The organism is Kitasatospora sp. NBC_00240 (assembly GCF_026342405.1).
In the GTDB taxonomy this organism is placed as follows: domain Bacteria; phylum Actinomycetota; class Actinomycetes; order Streptomycetales; family Streptomycetaceae; genus Kitasatospora.
Map to the genome: position 1 here is coordinate 8585231 of NZ_JAPEMU010000001.1, position 15329 is coordinate 8600559.

Below are 15329 nucleotides of genomic sequence, written 5' to 3' on the forward strand. Positions count from 1 at the left end.
GCCCGCACCTCGCGGCCGGTGACCCGTCACACCCCCCGTGCCCCTGTCCCTGGAGGATTCCGATGGATGTGCGACGACGCAGGTTCCTGACTCTCGGCGCGGCCATGGGGCTGTCCGCCGTCGCGGCGACGCGGGCCGCCCTCCCGGCGTCGGCGAGCATCGCCGACGGAGCCGCGACGCAGACGATGTACCTGACCGGCCAGGACGTCGACAGCACCGTCCCGTGGGAGTTCCTGTGCACGGCCGGGCGCAGGAGCGGGGTCTGGGGCACCGTCCCGACGCCGTCGAACTGGGAGTTCTCCGGCTAGGCACGTACAACTACGGCGGCACGCTCACCCCGGGTGAGAGCGGGAAGTACCGGCACAGCTTCACGCCGCCCGCCTCGTGGGCGGGGCGGCAGGTCTTCCTGGTCTTCGAGGGTGCGATGACCGACACCACGGTCCTGCTGAACGGCAGGTCCGCCGGCCCCAGGCACCAGGGCGCCTTCTACCGCTTCCGGTACGACGTCACGTCCCCGCTGCTGCCGGGCAGGACCAACCTGCTCGAGGTCACCGTGGACAAGGACTCCTCCGAGACCACGGTGAACCAGGCCGAGCGCCAGGGCGACTACTGGAACTTCGGCGGCATCTTCCGGCCGGTGTACCTCCAGGCCTTTCCCACCGCGCGGGTCGACCGGATCGCGGTGCGGGCCGAGGCCGACGGGACGTTCGCCGCCGACGTCCACCTGGCCGGGAACGTGGGCAGCGGCCGGGTGTCCGTCCGGATCAGGACGGCCGACGGTACGAACGTCGGCGGCAGCGTCTCGACCGCGGTCGCGTCGGGCGCCACCCGTGTCACCGTCTCGACGAAGGTCCCCGGCCCGAAGCAGTGGACCACCGAGACGCCGAACCTCCACCAGGCGGAGGTGGTGCTGACCGACTCCTCGGGCGCCCAGGTCCACGGGCTCACCGAGCGGTTCGGCTTCCGGACGGTGGAGGTACGGGCGGGGGACGGCGTCTACGTCAACGGTGTCAGGGTGCTCCTGAAGGGCGTGAACCGTCACACCCTGCACCCGACCCTGGGCCGTGCCTCCAGCCCCCGCCTGGCGCGCGAGGACATCGAGCTGATGAAGTCGATGAACGTCAACGCCGTCCGGACGTCGCACTACCCGCCGGACACCTACTTCCTCGACCTCTGCGACGAGCTGGGACTGTACGTCCTGGACGAACTCGGCGGCTGGCAGCACAGCTACAGCACCGCGGCCGGCAGCCCGCTGGTCCAGGCGATGGTCACCCGGGACGTCAACCACCCGTCGATCCTCTTCTGGGACAACGGCAACGAAGGCGGCTGGAACACCGCCCTCGACAGTCTCTTCGGCTCCTGGGACCCGCAGAAGCGGGCGGTGCTCCACCCCTGGTCGAGCTTCGGCGGGATCGACACCAACCACGGTCCGACCTACTCCCAGGTCCAGTCCAAGCTGGCGGGCTCGACGGTCTACATGCCCACCGAGTTCCTGCACGGCCTCTACGACGGCGGGGCCGGCGCCGGACTCGACGACTACTGGCAGCTGATGGCGACCGCACCGCGCTCGGCCGGCGGATTCATCTGGTCGCTCATCGACGAGAGCATCCGCCGCGACGACGGCGGCGGCGCGATCGACACGCACGGCAACCGGGGGCCGGACGGCATCGTCGGCCCGTTCCGGGAGAAGGAGGGAAGCTACTACGCGATCAAGGACATCTGGTCGCCGATCCAGCTGACCAGCCGCTCCTACTACGAGAACACCTTCCCCGCGGGCTTCGACGGAACGGTGCGCCTGACCAACCGCTACGCCTTCACCAACACCTCGACAGCCAGGTTCGGCTGGCAGCTGATCACCTACGCCACGCCGGGCGGCACCGGCCACACGGTGACCGCGCGGGGCACGTGTGCCAGTCCGAGCATCGCCCCGGGCGCCACCGGTGTGCTCACCCTCGGGCTGCCGGGGAACTGGGCCGACTCCGACGCTGTGCGGCTGACGGTGACCGACGCGTCCGGGGTGGAGATCGTCACCTGGGTCTGGACCGTCAAGAAGGCCGCCGACCACGTGCGCCGGATCGTCGTCCCCGTCCCGGGTGCCCCGTCGGTGACCGCGACCCGGACCGACGACACGGTCACCATGACCGCGGGCACCACCACCGTGAGCATCGCCCGGGCCACCGGGCGGCTGAGCAGGGTGACCAGGAACGGAACCTTGGTCTCGCTGGCCGACGGGCCGGCTCCGGCCGCCGGGTCCCATGGTGTCCGCCCAGGAAAACGTCTTCCTGAGGCTGTTCACCCCGGCGCAGCCGGCCGACTCGGGGAACGCCGCCGCGCCGTTCCCCGGTGGGGACCTCTCGTTCCTCGACGGCATCCCCGCGATCGGGAACAAGTTCCACCCGGCCGCCTCCGTGGGACCCGCGGGCCAGCCGAACACGGCGTCGGGGACGTACACCCGCACCCTGTACTTCCACTTCGGGAACTGACGGACGCTCTTGACCGGCCTCCGGCGAGGCCCTAGCGTCTTGCACATCATATATGAGATCTTTTCGGGGGCCCGTCCTGTGTCCAATGCACTCACCCACTCCGGCGGTTTCCGTCCCGGCTCGCTCCCCTCACGCACCGAAGCGGTCCTCGACGCGATCAAACACTCCATCCTGATCGGGGAGTTGAAACCCGGGCAGCCGCTGGTGGAGACCGAACTCGCCGCACGACTGGGCGTGTCCAAGACGCCGGTGCGCGAGGCGTTGAAGACGCTGGCCGGGACGGGCCTGGTCACCATGAGCCCCTACCGGGGAGCCACGGTGCGCGAGGTGGACGAGGCCATGGCGCGCAGTGTGTACGACATGCGGCTGCTGCTGGAGCCGGTCGCCGCGGCCCGCACCGCGGCGGTCGTCCGCCCGTCCTGGGCCGAGGCGGAGGCCGCTCTCGACCACGCGGACCGTGCCGTCGACGCCGCCGAACGCTCACTGGCCAACCGGGACTTCCACCGGGCCCTGTACGCGGGCTGCGGGAACCCGCTGCTGGTCGGTTCGCTGGACGAACTGCGTGACCAGACGGCCCTGGTGTCCAGCGCCGCCTGGGCGGTGCGGCCGTCCTGGGAGACGGAGGCCCAGGAGCACCGGGCGATCCTGGAGGCCGCGCGGAGCGGGAACCCCGAGCTGGTGGGCGACCTGCTCCGCGACCACATCGGCGCCTTCATTGCGCGCAACTTCCCTGAGAACTAACCGAGTTAGGACCGACATGACACTGGAGGCCTCACCTTTGGACGACCTTCGCACCCGCCTCGCCACCGTGATCGCGATCCCGGTGACCCCCTTCACCGCCGACGGCGACGTGGACCGGGACAACCACACGGCGCTGGTCCGCCGGCTGGTCGAGCACGGGGTGCGGGTGGTCACCCCCAACGGCAACACGGGCGAGTTCTACGCACTCGGCCGGGCGGAGGCCCGGCTGGCCGTGGAGTCGACCGTCGCGGCGGTCGCGGGCCGGGCGGAGGTGATGGCGGGCGTCGGCCTGGACACGGCGGGAGCGATCGCCGCCGCCCGGCACGCCCGCGAGGCGGGAGCGGGCTCGATCATGGTGCACCAGCCCGTCCACCCCTACCGCTCCGCGGCGGGCTGGATCGACTACCACCGGGCGATCGCGGATTCCGTGCCCGAACTCGGCGTCGTCCTCTACGTCCGCGACGAGCGCGTGAGCGGCGAGCAGATCCGGACACTCGCCGACCACTGCGCGAACGTGGTCGGCGTGAAGTACGCCGTCCCCGATCCGGTGCGCTTCGCCTCCGTGGCACGGGACGCGGGCCTGGAGCGGTTCACCTGGATAGCCGGCCTGGCCGAGCTGCACGCCCCCGGCTACTGGGCGACCGGCGCGACCGGCTTCACCTCGGGCCTGGTCAACGTGGTCCCACGGTTGTCGCTCGCCCTGCTGGAAGCCCTGCGTGGCGGCGACTACCCGAAGGCGATGCTGGTGTGGGAGTCGGCGCGGCTCTTCGAGGAGTTGCGCGCCGCCGACGCGTCCGCCGACAACGTCAGCGTGGTCAAGGAGGCGTTGGAGCAGCTCGGCCTGAGCCGACGGGCGGTGCGGCCGCCGTCGCGGACCCTGCCGAAGGCGGTCCGCGACGACATCGGCGAACTGATCACCCGGTGGCGGACGGAGGGCTGGCTGTGAAGGCGCACCGGGCCCCGGGGGTCGAGGACGGGAGCGGGCCGGGGAGGCCGCTGCGCAGTGCGGCCTGGTTCGGCAGCGCCGACGACGCCACCGGCGGTGGCCTGCGGACCTTCAGCCACCGCTCACGGATGCGGCAGCTCGGCTACCTTCCCGAGGAGCACCTGGGCAAGCCGGTCGTCGCGATCCTCAACACCTGGTCCGACATCAACCCCTGTCACATGCACCTGCGGGAACGGGCCGAGCAGGTCAAGCGGGGCGTCTGGCAGGCCGGCGGGTTCCCGCTGGAGTTCCCCGTCGCGACCCTCTCGGAGACCTTCCAGAAGCCCACGCCCATGCTGTACCGGAACCTGCTGTCCATGGAGACGGAGGAACTGCTGCGGTCCTACCCCGTGGACGGCGCGGTGCTGATGGGCGGGTGCGACAAGACCGTACCCGCGCTGCTCATGGGCGCCGCGAGTGCCGGACTGCCGGCCCTGGTCGTCCCGTCCGGACCCATGCTGCGCGGCCACCACCGGGGGAAGACCCTGGGGAGCGGCACCGATCTGTGGGCCTACTGGGACGAGTACCGGGCCGGACGGATCGGCGAGTGCGAGATGTCGCAGGTCGAGTGCGGCCTGGCGCGTTCGCCCGGCCACTGCATGACCATGGGCACCGCCTCCACGATGACCGCTGCCGCCGAGGCCCTGGGCATGGCGCTGCCCGGCTCCTCCGCCATTCCCGCGGTGGACTCGGCCCATCACCGGATGGCGGCGGCGGCAGGGCGGCGGATCGTCGGTCTCGTCGAGGAGGACATCACCCCGGCCGTGGTGATGACCCGGGAGGCGTTCGAGGACGCCGCCGCCACCGTGCTCGCACTGGGCGGCTCCACCAACGCCCTCATCCACCTGACAGCCATGGCCGGACGGCTCGGCGTCCCCTTCTCCCTGAAGGACTTCGACGCCATCGGCCGCCGGGTCCCGGTACTCGCGGACGTCCGTCCGGTGGGCCGGTACCTGATGGAGGACTTCTACTACGCGGGCGGACTCCCCGCCCTGCTGAGGCAGTTGAACGAAGTCCCGGGAGCACTGCATCCGGGCCGGATCACGGTCGCCGGTCACCCCTTCGCCGGCTACTTCGCGGACGCCGAGATCCACGGGCCGGCCATCCGTACGCACGACAAGCCCCTCCACGAGGAGGGCGGCCTCGCCGTCCTGCACGGCAACCTCGCCCCCGGCGGCGCGGTGATCAAGCACCTGGCCGCCACCCCGGAACTGCTGAGCCACACCGGTCCGGCCGTGGTCTTCGACTCCTACGCCGAGTTGAGCAAGGGCATCGACGATCCCGCCTTCGCCGTCACCAGGGACACCGTGCTGGTGCTGCGCGGCGCCGGCCCCCTCGGCGGACCTGGCATGCCCGAGTACGGGATGCTCCCGGTGCCCGCCTACCTGTTGGAGCAGGGCGTCACCGACCTGGTGCGGATCTCGGACGCCAGGATGAGCGGTACCAGCTACGGCACCTGCGTCCTGCACATCGCCCCCGAGTCGCACGCGGGCGGCCCGCTGGCGCTGGTCCGCACCGGCGACCTGATCACCCTGGACGTCGGGCGTCGGCTTCTGCAACTGAACGTCGAACCGGCCGAGTTGGAGAGCCGTCGGCAGGCCTGGCGCCCGCCGGAGCCGGTGTCCACCCGCGGCTACGGCGCGCTCTACGGCCGGCACGTCACCCAGGCCGACGAGGGCTGCGACTTCGACTTCCTCGCCTCGCCGGGTCTGAACGCGGTGCCCGATCCGCGCTGAGCCGGCGTGCCCGCCACCGCACACCCTCGCGGTCCTTCCCCTCATGCGGAAGGCCGTCGGCCCGGGCGTCGACCCGGCCGACGGCCTTCCGACTCACTGCGGGACGACAGATGTGAGCCTGCGACCCCGTGACCCCCGGTCAAGAGGGTCGCGGGGAGGCGCTGCCCGCCCGGGGCCGGTCGGTCTCAGAACCCCGTCAGGCGGGGGATTCCGAGGGGATTCCCGTCCTGGAGCTCGGGCGGGAGCAGCTCCGCCGGCCAGTTCTCGTAGGCGACGGGTGTGAGCCATCGGTCGACGGCGGTGGCGCCGACGGAGGTGTGCCGGGCCGAGGTGGTGGCGGGCCAGGGGCCTCCGTGGTGCATCGCCGCGCACACCGCGACCCCGGTGGGCCAGCCGTTGTGGACGAGGCGACCGGCCGTGCGGCGCAGGACGGTGGCGAGCAGGGCCACCTCGGCGTGCTCACCGGGGGAGGCGTGGATGCTGCCGGTGAGGGTGCCGCCCAGGGCTTCCAGGACGGGGAGGAGGTCACGCACCTCACGGTAGGTGACGACCAGCCCGGCCGGCCCGAAGCACTCCTCGCGCAGGTCCTCCAGGCGTTCGGCGAAGGAGGCCAGCGGTAGCTGCCAGATCCTGGGGGTCACCGCCCACTCGCCCTGGGCCGCTGCGCCCGAGGCGAGCGGGACGAGCCCTGGCGTCGCGTCCAGCTCGGCCACCCGGTGTCGGTAGGAGTCCCGGATCCGCCCCGTCAGCACGGGGCCGCCGCTGGTCCGCCCGACGGCGTCGGCGATCGCGGTGGCCAGGTCGCTGTCCTCGGGCAGGAACAGCAGCCCGGGATTGGTGCAGAACTGGCCGGTTCCCTGGGTCAACGAGGCGGCGTAGCCGCCGGCGATCTCGGCGGTGCGGTCCCGGGCGGCTGCCGGGAGCACCACGACCGGGTTGATGCTGCCGAGTTCCCCGTAGAACGGGATCGGGTCCTCGCGGCCGGCCGCGAGGTCGAACAGTGCCCGCCCGCCGCGCAGTGAGCCGGTGAATCCCACGGCACGGACGGACGGGTGGCGTACGAGGGCGGGGCCGGCGTCGAAGCCCTGGACGAGGGAGAAGACGCCGGCCGGAAGCCCGGCCCGGGACAGCTCGCCGGAGATGACGGCCGCGACGGCGGCCGAGGTGGCGGGGTGACCTTCGTGGGCCTTGACCAGGACGGGGCATCCGGCGGCCAGCGCCGATGCGGTGTCACCCCCGGCCACCGAGAAGGCGAAGGGGAAGTTGCTGGCGCTGAACACGGCGACCGGGCCGACGGGCAGCAGCATCCGGCGGATGTCGCCCCGTCCGGTCGAGGCGTCCGCGGGTGTGAGGATCGCCCCGACGTGGTCACCCTGGCGCAGCACTCGTGCGAACATCCTGAGCTGGCCGGTGGTCCGGGCCACTTCGCCGGTCAGCCGGGGCCTGCCCAGCGCCGTCTCGGCGTCCGCGACGTCCACCAGGTCGGTGGCGGCCGCGTCGAGGGCGTCGGCCACGGCGTCGAGTACGTCGGCCCGGCGCCGTGCCGGCAGGCCGGACCACACCGGGAACGCGTCCCTTGCCGCGTGGACCGCCTGTTCCAGTGCTTCCGGTGTCGTGGTGGGGAACGCCGGGCCGGTCGGGCTGCCGGTACGGGGGTCGTATCCCTGGATCGTGGTGGTCACGGTGTGATCTCCGCATCGAGTTCGGGCGAGCAGAACGTGCCGCCCAGGTAGACGTTGTCGAGTCCGTCGGCGGGTTCACCGTCGAGGCCGGCGGCGTACTGCTCGGCGTCGTCCCGCGGCCGGTAGCCGAGCTCGTGGGCCTCGGCGAGGGAGAACCAGCGCCTGGTGTTGGCGGACACTCCCCATGCGACGCGGAATCCCGGCGCGGGTGCGGTGAGTGCGGCCTCCAGCAGACGCGCGCCGTCGTCGGGCGAGAGCCAGGTGGCCAGCTGGCGCGGGAGGGAGGGCTTCTCCCGGCAGGCGCCGATGCGCAGGCAGATCACGTCCAGCCCGTACCGGTCGTGGTAGAGGCTGCCGAGGGCCTCCCCGGCGGCCTTGCTCACCCCGTAGAAGGTGTCGGGCCTGGGGAAGAGGTAGTCGGGCACCTCGGAGGCCTGGCGGGGATGGAAGCCGACGGCGTGGCTGCTGCTTGCCAGGATCACCCGGGGTACGCCGGATCGTCGGGCTGCTTCGAGGACAACGTAGGTGCCGTGGATGTTGGTCTCCAGGATCTGTTCCCACGGTCCTTCGGTGCTGAGCCCGCCGAGGTGGATCAGGGCGTCCGCGCCTTCGCACGCTCTCTCCATGGCGGGGAGGTCGGCCACCGATGCCTGGACGGTGTCCACGTCCTCGTCGGGGTCGGGGGGCGCGAGCGGCGCGATGTCGACCAGTCGCAGGGACCGGCCGGGGCGGGCGAGCCGGGGTCGCATGAGACGGCCCATGCCTCCCGCGGCCCCGGTGAGCACGATGCGTTCCGGCATACCGCGTTGCCTTCCTGTGGGGCTTGACCTGACTTCGAAGCGAGTTTTACATTGATGGCAGCTGTTTTCAACCGTGAATATTGTCCATATATATGGACGCCGAGGAGTGGCATCCACGATGCTCGAAGGTCTGCAGTTCTTTCCGGTGACGCCGTTCACACCGGCCGGCACCATCAACCCGGAGGTGTTCGCCGAGCACGTGCGGACCGGCCTCGACGACGGAGCCGGTGGCGTCTTCGTGGCCTGCGGAACGGGTGAGTTCCACGCACTCTCCCTCGACGAGTACGTCCAACTGGTGCACATCGCGGTCGAGGTGACGAACGGACGGGTCCCGGTCTTCGCCGGCACCGGTGGGCCCCTGCCGATGGCGCAGCAGTTCGCACGGGCCGCACTGGTCGCGGGCGCCGACGGCCTGCTCCTGCTGCCGCCCTACCTGGTCCAGGCGCCCCCGGCCGGCCTCGTCGCCTACACCGAGGCCGTCGCGTCGGCCACCGAGCTGCCTCTGATCGTCTACCACCGTGGAGCCGCGCGCTTCGACGTCGAGTCCGCCGTCGCGGTGGCCCGGCTGCCTCAGGTCGTCGGACTGAAGGACGGCTTCGGCGACCTCGAACTGCTCTCCCGCATCGTCCTGGGAATCCGCTCCGCGCTCGAAGGAACCGGCAAGCCCTTCCTCTTCTTCAACGGGCTCCCCACCGCCGAGGCGACCGTGCCCGCCTACCGGGGCATCGGTGTCGAGCTGTACTCCTCCGCCGTGTTCTGCTTCGCCCCCGAGATCTCCATGGCCTTCCACCAGGCCGTCACCAAGGGCGACCGGGCGTTCGCCGAGCGCCTGCAGCAGGAGTTCTTCCATCCCCTCGTCGCGCTGCGCGATCGCGTCCCCGGGTACGCCGTCTCCCTCGTCAAGGCAGGCGTCCGCCGGCGCGGCCTCGACGTGGGAGGAGTCCGGGCACCCCTCGTCGACCCGTCCCCGGAGCACCTGGAGGCCCTCCAGCGCCTCACCGACAACGGGCTCGCCATCTGCGCCGGGAAGGCCGCCCGATGAGCGACGCGATCCTGATCACCGACGTCACGATCACCCCCGTCGCCTTCCGCGATCCCGCGCTGCTCAACGCCGTCGGCGTGCACGAGCCGTACGCCCTGCGCGCCGTCGTCGAGATCTCCACCGACCAGGGCATCACCGGCCTCGGGGAGACGTACGCCGACGAGGGCCACCTACGCCGACTGCGACAGGCCGCGGAGGCCCTCACCGGGATGGACGTCTACGCCCTGGGCGCCATGAACCGGCGCCTCGTCGACCTCCTGAACGGGGAGACCGGCGCCGACGGGCACGGACTCACCGGCATGATCACCTCCAGCGGCACGGTCGACCGGGTCTTCTCACCCTTCGAGGTCGCCTGCCTGGACATCCAGGGCAAGGCCGCCGGCCGCCCGGTCTCCGACCTGCTCGGCGGCGCCGTGCGTGACCGCGTCCCGTTCAGCGCCTACCTCTTCCACAAGTGGCGCGGACATCCCGGAGCCGAGGACGACCTCTGGGACGAGGCGCTGACCCCCGACGGCATCGTCGCCCAGGCCCGCCGCATGGTCGACACCTACGGCTTCACGGCGATCAAGCTCAAGGGCGGCGTCTTCCCCCCGGACCAGGAGATCGAGGCGATCAGGGCCCTGCGCGAGGCCTTCCCGGCCCTCCCGCTGCGCCTGGACCCGAACGCCGCCTGGAGCGCCGAGACCGCGATCAGGGTCGGGCGCGAACTCGACGGGGTGCTGGAGTACCTGGAGGACCCCACACCCGGCCTCGGGGACATGGCCCGGGTGGCCCGCGAAGTGCCCATGCCCCTGGCGACCAACATGTGCGTCGTCGGCTTCGAACACCTGGCCCCCGCCGTCGAGCAGGGCTCCGTCCGCATCGTCCTCTCCGACCACCACTACTGGGGCGGGCTGCACCGCTCGAAGCTGCTGGCCGGCATCTGCGACACCTTCGGCATGGGACTCTCCATGCACTCCAACTCCCATCTGGGCATCAGCCTCGCCGCCATGGTCCACCTGGCGGCCGTGACACCGAATCTCACCTACGCCTGCGACACCCACTGGCCGTGGAAGACCGAGGACGTCATCGAGCCCGGCGCGCTCGCCTTCGAGAACGGCGCGGTGCGGCCCCCGCAAGGACCGGGCCTGGGCGTCGAACTCGACCGGGACGCCCTCGCGCGCCTGCACGAGCAGTACCTCCGCTGCGGAATCCGCAACCGTGACGACACCGGGTACATGCAGCGCGTGGTCCCCGGCTGGACCAAGAGGATTCCCCGCTGGTGACCGCTCACGCCGGACCCTCCCGCCCGACCGCCCCCTCGACCCGGGCGGTGGGCTACGCCTACCCCTGGGACTTCCACGGCGACCCGGCCGCGGCCCACCGGGCCCGCGCCCTGGGGCTCGACGCCGTCGCCGTCGCCGCCGCCTACCACTCCGTGCGCTCGGCGAGCCCCCTCCACCCGGCCCGGCGCCTCACCGAAGTACCCCACGCCGCCTCGTACGTGCCCGTACGGGAGGACGTCTGGCGCGGACGCCGGCTGCGCCCCGCCCCGGCGGGGTGGCTCCCCTCGGCCGACCCCTTCGGTGACGCCTGCCGCGCCCTGCACGGGGTCGGCCTCGACGTCTACGCCTGGACGGTTCTCACCCACAACAGCCACCTCGGCCGGTCGCACCCCGATCTGACCGTCCGCAACGCCTACGGAGAGCACTACTCCTACGCCCTGTGCCCCTCGTGGGACGAGGTCACCGACTACTGCGTCACCCTGGTGGGCGAAGTCGTGGAGAACGGCCGTCCCGACGGCCTGGTCCTGGAGGCCTGCGGCCCGCTCGGGGCCGTCCACGGCAGCCACCACGACAAGGCCGGTCTCGCCGGGTGGAGCACCACGGACCAGCAACTGCTGTCGCTGTGCTTCTGCGACGCGTGCGGGCGCCGGTACACCGGCGCCGGTCTCGATCCCGCGCACGTCGCCGCCCGGGTGCGGAGCGCCGTCGGGCGCCCCGGACCGGCCGACAGCGTGGAGGACGTGCTGGGCCTCGAGGTGGCCCACGCGCTCCGAGCGGTCCGGGGAACGACGGTCGGCCGGCTGGGTACCGCGGCCGCCGAGCGGGCGCGCGCCGCCGACCCCGGCGTTCGCCTCGTGCTGCACGCGGCTCCCGACCCGTGGGCGACCGGAGCCTTCGCCGCCGTGGGCTCCGTCCCCCTGCCACCGGTGGACGTCCTCGTGGCGTCCTGCTGGGATCCGGGGCCGGCGGGGGAGACGGCCCTGCGCGGCCTGCGTGCGCTGGCCGGCCCGGGTACCGCCGTCGGCGGGTACCTCCAGGCCGACAGCACCTGGGGAGCGGACGGCGTGGCGGACCGCGTGGCCCGGTACCGTGCGGCGGGTATGGAGGAGCTTCACCTCTACCACCTCGGTCTGGTCGGTGACGAAGGGCTCCGGCTGATGGCCGCCATCCTTGCCGCCGCGGGCCTTCCCGCGGATCGCGGCGCGGGGCCCCGGCCGGAGGTCTGATCCCTGCCGCAGGCCGCCGTCGGGCGGGCGGCATCGTGACGCTACGCGGACGCGGTCACGGGCCGGCCCTGGGCCGGGCGTTCGGCTACGGCGTCCCCGGAGATCGCGGCGACCAGGTCGTCGGCGGAGCGCTGGGGCTCCGGCGAGAGGAGCCCGACCAGGACGAAGACCACCAGCGAGGTCAGCAGCGGAGTGGCGATGACGGACGTCTGGTCGGTGCTGCCGTGCACGTACTTGACGAAGACGTAGGCGGCGAGACCGAGGGACCAGGAGGCGAGTGCGGCCCGGGGACCGCAGCGGCGGAAGGCGGGGAGCATGCCGAGCAGCATCGGGATGGAGATCGGTCCCATGACCGCCGCCACCAGGCCGACGATGATCCCCAGCACGCCGCCGAAGTGGCCGGCCTCGATCGCGACGAGCATGCTCAGGGTGATGAAGACCACCGTGGCGGCACGGGCGGTGAACAGGCCCGCCCGGACGTCCATCGTCCTGGCACGCCGTGAGAGGGCGGGCAGGATGTCGCGGGTGACGACGGCGGAGACGGCGTTCGCGTCGGACGAGGCCATGGCCATGGTGTGCGAGAACATGCCGGCCAGGCTGAGGCCGACGAGTCCGGTGGGCAGGAGCGACTCGGACATGAGGGCGTAGACCTGCTGGGGGTTGGCCACGTGGGGCATCACCAGCGGGGCCACGACGGAGGGGAAGAGCAGGACGGCCGGCCAGACGAGGTAGAGGACCGCCGAGAGCGCGGCGGAGCGGCGGGCGGCTCGCGGCGACTCGGTGGCCATGTAGCGCTGGGCGAGGTTCCACATGCCGCCGTTGTACTCGAAGAACTTCACGATGATGTAGGTGCCGAGGAAGGCGGTGGTGTACGGGCCCACCAGCGGGTGGGTGTGCGTGGCGGGCAGTCTGCCCCACAGGGTGCCGAGTGCGGACAGGCCGCCGAGGCGGCCGACGACCGCGACCACCATCGCGAGGGCGGCGACGCCCTGGATGACGAACTGGCCGAAGTCGGTGAGTGCGTCGGCCCACAGGCCGCCGACCGTGCAGTACAGCAGGGTGACCAGACCGGTGGTCAGGATTCCCACGTTCATCGGGAGGCCCGTGAAGACGTTCAGGAGGATGGCCACGGACGCCCACTTCGCCGCGACGTCGAAGATCTTGAGCAGGGCGCCGCTCCAGGCCAGCGCCTGTTGGGTCGCGACGTTGTAGCGCTTGGCCAGGAACTCCAGGGGTGAGGCGACGGCGTAGCGCAGGCGGAGGCGGTTCCAGCGCGGGGCGAAGAGAAAGGCGCCGACCCCGGTGGCCAGGGCCAGCGGAAGGAAGGCCCAGATGTAGATCGTGATGCCGTAGTTGTATCCGACGGCGGCGTACGCGACGAACACGGCCGCGCTGTAGCCGGACATGTGGTGGGAGATCCCGGAGAGCCACCAGGGCATGCGCCCGCCGCCGGTGAAGTAGTCGCTGACGCTGCTGACGCGCCGGTGCGACCAGAGCCCGATGAGCAGCATCACAAGGAAATAGCCGCCGAGGGTGGTCCAGTCGAGCCAAAGCATGGTGAACTCCTCGTCACAAGGCAGGGAAGTGGGGCACGGGGTCCACCCGTGCCGGGAGGCGGGCCCGGTCCGGTGCACGGCATCGCCCGTCGAGGGGGCGACTGCGCCCCGCTGGCAACCGGCGACCGGGGCGTGCTACTTCGGTGCGGTCGGGTGTGCTGCCGACGGCGGATCGACGGGGGCCCGGTACGGGTCGCGGGGCCGGCCGGAGAGTCGGCGGAGCTCGGTGGCGGATGCCCCGGCCGGCGACCGCGAGCCGGCCCGGTCGAACGGCCGCGGTGGGGGTGACACGGACGACGGTGGAGTCGAGGATTCGGACCCGCGGGTCGTCGGGTCCGAGCAGTGCCCGGGAGTGGGTGAGCGGGCGTGCAACGAGGAGTCCCTCCTACCGGTGAGAGCACTCGAATTGGATACTGGAACAAGGTGCGAAGGGCTCTGCCACAGTGTGGCGTCGCTCTGGCACCATGAATACGGCTCCTCTTATAAAATCGCAGCGCCAAGCTTGTTCCAGCAAACAAACCTGAAGGTAGAGCGAGGCTGAGCACATGGAGTACGCGATCCCGCCTGCCTGGCCCGTCCGGCGACGGATGCCCGACCTCGCCGCACTCGACGGCCCGACCCGCGCCACGGTGCTGGCGGCGGTGGAGCGACTGCGCGCGTTGAGCGGGGTCTTCGCCGCTCGCGTCCTGGCCCTCGTCCGGTCGGACGTGCCCGGCTACGCGGCCCTGTCCGACGACGAGATCCAGGCGTCGGCCCACCGCTTCATGGACATCCTCGTCGGTGAGCTCTCCGCCCTCCGGGTTCCCGACGGCGCGCTGCGCGACGTGCTCCGCGCGTACGCCCTCGAACGCGTCGCCCGCGGAGTGCCGCTCGACGCCCTCGCGGTCGGATACCAGCTGGGCTCACGCGAGATGCTCACCCTGATCGACGAGGTCTCGGCAGAGGTGGGCCTGCCCTCCGGACTCCTGCTCGCGGTGCACGACAGCACCTGGGAGTTCGCCAACGAGGCGTCCTCGGTCTTCGCCAGGCTCCAGCACGACCTGGCCCTGGAGCGGGCGCACTTCGACGCCGAGCGCCGCTCCGCCTTCGCCGCCGGCGTGCTCGGCGGGGCATTCACCGCCGAGCGGATCCACCGGGACGCCCCGCTCTTCGGGCTCGACCTCCAACTCCCGTACGTCGCCCTGGCCGCGCGGGCGGCATCCGTCACCGACGCCGAGGCGGTCCGTCGCGTCATCGCCGCCGCCGTCCGTGTCCCGGCCGACCGTCTCCCGCTGGCCCAGATCGGATCCTGCCTGGGCGTCATCGTTCCCAAGGCTCCCGAGGACATCGTCCACCACCTGGTCGCGGCCGGCCCGCTCCTGCCGCTCGACCTGCTTCACCGGGGCTTCGACGAGGCGGTAGTGGCACTTGACACCGCCGAACGGTTCACGATGACCGGACTGGTGCGGCTGCCGGACCTCGGGCCGCGTCCGTTGGTCCTCTCCGCCGCCCGAACCGCTGCGCGACTCTCCGCGCGTCACCTGACGGCCCTCGACGAGGGCGGACGCTCGAGCCGCGAGATCGAGGACACCGTACGGGTCTACCTGGACTGCGACCAGGACGTCCGGGAGACGTCACAACGCCTCGCCGTGCACCCGAACACCGTGCGCTACCGGGTGAAACGCTTCCAGCTGCTCACCGGGCTGGACCTGCGGCATACCGAGGAACTGGTGACCGCGTGGTGGTTGCTGAACCGGCGGCGGCCGAACGGCGGTCCGGCCCGGACGCCTGGCCGGCCCACCTGACCCGGAACTCCCCGGCCCGGCGAAGGCTG

The 15329-nt window shown here is 71.9% G+C and carries 12 protein-coding genes; 9 read left to right on the plus strand and 3 right to left on the minus strand.

Translation table 11 applies throughout. The annotated features are described in order from the left end of the window. The first annotated feature begins 62 nt into the window (after positions 1 to 62). The 5 genes from OG689_RS36560 to OG689_RS36580 are packed head-to-tail and all read left to right on the plus strand — an operon-like array spanning position 63 to position 5945. Complete coding sequence (locus tag OG689_RS36560; RefSeq protein WP_266325612.1) at positions 63 to 308, plus strand: hypothetical protein; 246 nt, start codon at positions 63 to 65, stop codon at positions 306 to 308. After that, entirely contained in the window at positions 224 to 2518 is a 2295-nt protein-coding gene (locus tag OG689_RS36565) for a glycoside hydrolase family 2 TIM barrel-domain containing protein (RefSeq protein ID WP_266325614.1), read from the plus strand. Before OG689_RS36560 ends, OG689_RS36565 begins: the two co-directional genes overlap by 85 nt. Before the next feature lie 43 nt (positions 2519 to 2561). Beyond that, a complete protein-coding gene (locus OG689_RS36570; protein ID WP_266325616.1) occupies positions 2562 to 3224 on the plus strand; it encodes a GntR family transcriptional regulator in 663 nt (220 codons plus the stop codon). A gap of 16 nt (positions 3225 to 3240) precedes the next feature. Continuing rightward, a complete protein-coding gene (locus OG689_RS36575) occupies positions 3241 to 4170 on the plus strand; it encodes a dihydrodipicolinate synthase family protein (RefSeq protein ID WP_266325618.1) in 930 nt (309 codons plus the stop codon). A 50-nt stretch (positions 4171 to 4220) separates the two neighbouring features. Further along, complete coding sequence (locus OG689_RS36580) at positions 4221 to 5945, plus strand: IlvD/Edd family dehydratase (RefSeq protein WP_266327705.1); 1725 nt, start codon at positions 4221 to 4223, stop codon at positions 5943 to 5945. Between the two features lie 185 nt (positions 5946 to 6130). Here the strand turns inward: OG689_RS36580 and OG689_RS36585 are convergent, their stop codons facing one another. Both OG689_RS36585 and OG689_RS36590 read right to left on the minus strand, forming a co-directional pair. Next, entirely contained in the window at positions 6131 to 7627 is a 1497-nt protein-coding gene (locus tag OG689_RS36585) for an aldehyde dehydrogenase (NADP(+)) (protein WP_266325620.1), read from the minus strand. Then, positions 7624 to 8427 carry an NAD(P)-dependent oxidoreductase gene (locus tag OG689_RS36590; protein WP_266325622.1) on the minus strand — a complete coding sequence of 268 codons (804 nt, stop codon included), beginning with the start codon at positions 8425 to 8427 and terminating at the stop codon, positions 7624 to 7626. The genes OG689_RS36585 and OG689_RS36590 overlap by 4 nt, the downstream gene beginning before the upstream one ends. Positions 8428 to 8545: 118 nt before the next feature. On the opposite strand from OG689_RS36590, the gene OG689_RS36595 reads away from it, so the two are divergent. Genes OG689_RS36595 through OG689_RS36605 form a run of 3 tightly spaced genes read left to right on the plus strand, consistent with a single transcriptional unit; the run spans position 8546 to position 11960 of the window. Beyond that, complete coding sequence (locus OG689_RS36595) at positions 8546 to 9469, plus strand: 5-dehydro-4-deoxyglucarate dehydratase (protein WP_266325624.1); 924 nt, start codon at positions 8546 to 8548, stop codon at positions 9467 to 9469. Beyond that, the gene (locus tag OG689_RS36600; RefSeq protein ID WP_266325626.1) at positions 9466 to 10734 is read left to right on the plus strand and encodes a glucarate dehydratase family protein; all 1269 of its coding nucleotides are present in this window, start codon (positions 9466 to 9468) and stop codon (positions 10732 to 10734) included. Before OG689_RS36595 ends, OG689_RS36600 begins: the two co-directional genes overlap by 4 nt. Then, positions 10731 to 11960, plus strand: a complete 1230-nt coding sequence (locus OG689_RS36605; protein ID WP_266325628.1) for a hypothetical protein — start codon at positions 10731 to 10733, stop codon at positions 11958 to 11960. The genes OG689_RS36600 and OG689_RS36605 overlap by 4 nt, the downstream gene beginning before the upstream one ends. Positions 11961 to 12001: 41 nt before the next feature. On the opposite strand, the gene OG689_RS36610 is transcribed toward OG689_RS36605, so the two are convergent. Further along, positions 12002 to 13516: a sodium:solute symporter family protein gene (locus OG689_RS36610; protein WP_266325630.1), complete on the minus strand. Its 1515-nt coding sequence runs from the start codon at positions 13514 to 13516 to the stop codon at positions 12002 to 12004. A 545-nt stretch (positions 13517 to 14061) separates the two neighbouring features. On the opposite strand from OG689_RS36610, the gene OG689_RS36615 reads away from it, so the two are divergent. Continuing rightward, positions 14062 to 15300: a helix-turn-helix domain-containing protein gene (locus tag OG689_RS36615; protein WP_266325632.1), complete on the plus strand. Its 1239-nt coding sequence runs from the start codon at positions 14062 to 14064 to the stop codon at positions 15298 to 15300. The last annotated feature ends 29 nt before the right edge of the window (positions 15301 to 15329 follow it).

Bases quoted from the DNA above. Each gene is read 5' to 3' on its own strand.
- OG689_RS36560 (WP_266325612.1), top strand. From the start codon at position 63: ATGGATGTGCGACGACGCAGGTTCCTGACTCTCGGCGCGGCCATGGGG.
- OG689_RS36575 (WP_266325618.1), top strand. From the start codon at position 3,241: ATGACACTGGAGGCCTCACCTTTGGACGACCTTCGCACCCGCCTCGCC.
- OG689_RS36590 (WP_266325622.1), bottom strand. From the start codon at position 8,427: ATGCCGGAACGCATCGTGCTCACCGGGGCCGCGGGAGGCATGGGCCGT.
- OG689_RS36595 (WP_266325624.1), top strand. From the start codon at position 8,546: ATGCTCGAAGGTCTGCAGTTCTTTCCGGTGACGCCGTTCACACCGGCC.
- OG689_RS36600 (WP_266325626.1), top strand. From the start codon at position 9,466: ATGAGCGACGCGATCCTGATCACCGACGTCACGATCACCCCCGTCGCC.
- OG689_RS36610 (WP_266325630.1), bottom strand. From the start codon at position 13,516: ATGCTTTGGCTCGACTGGACCACCCTCGGCGGCTATTTCCTTGTGATG.
- OG689_RS36615 (WP_266325632.1), top strand. From the start codon at position 14,062: ATGGAGTACGCGATCCCGCCTGCCTGGCCCGTCCGGCGACGGATGCCC.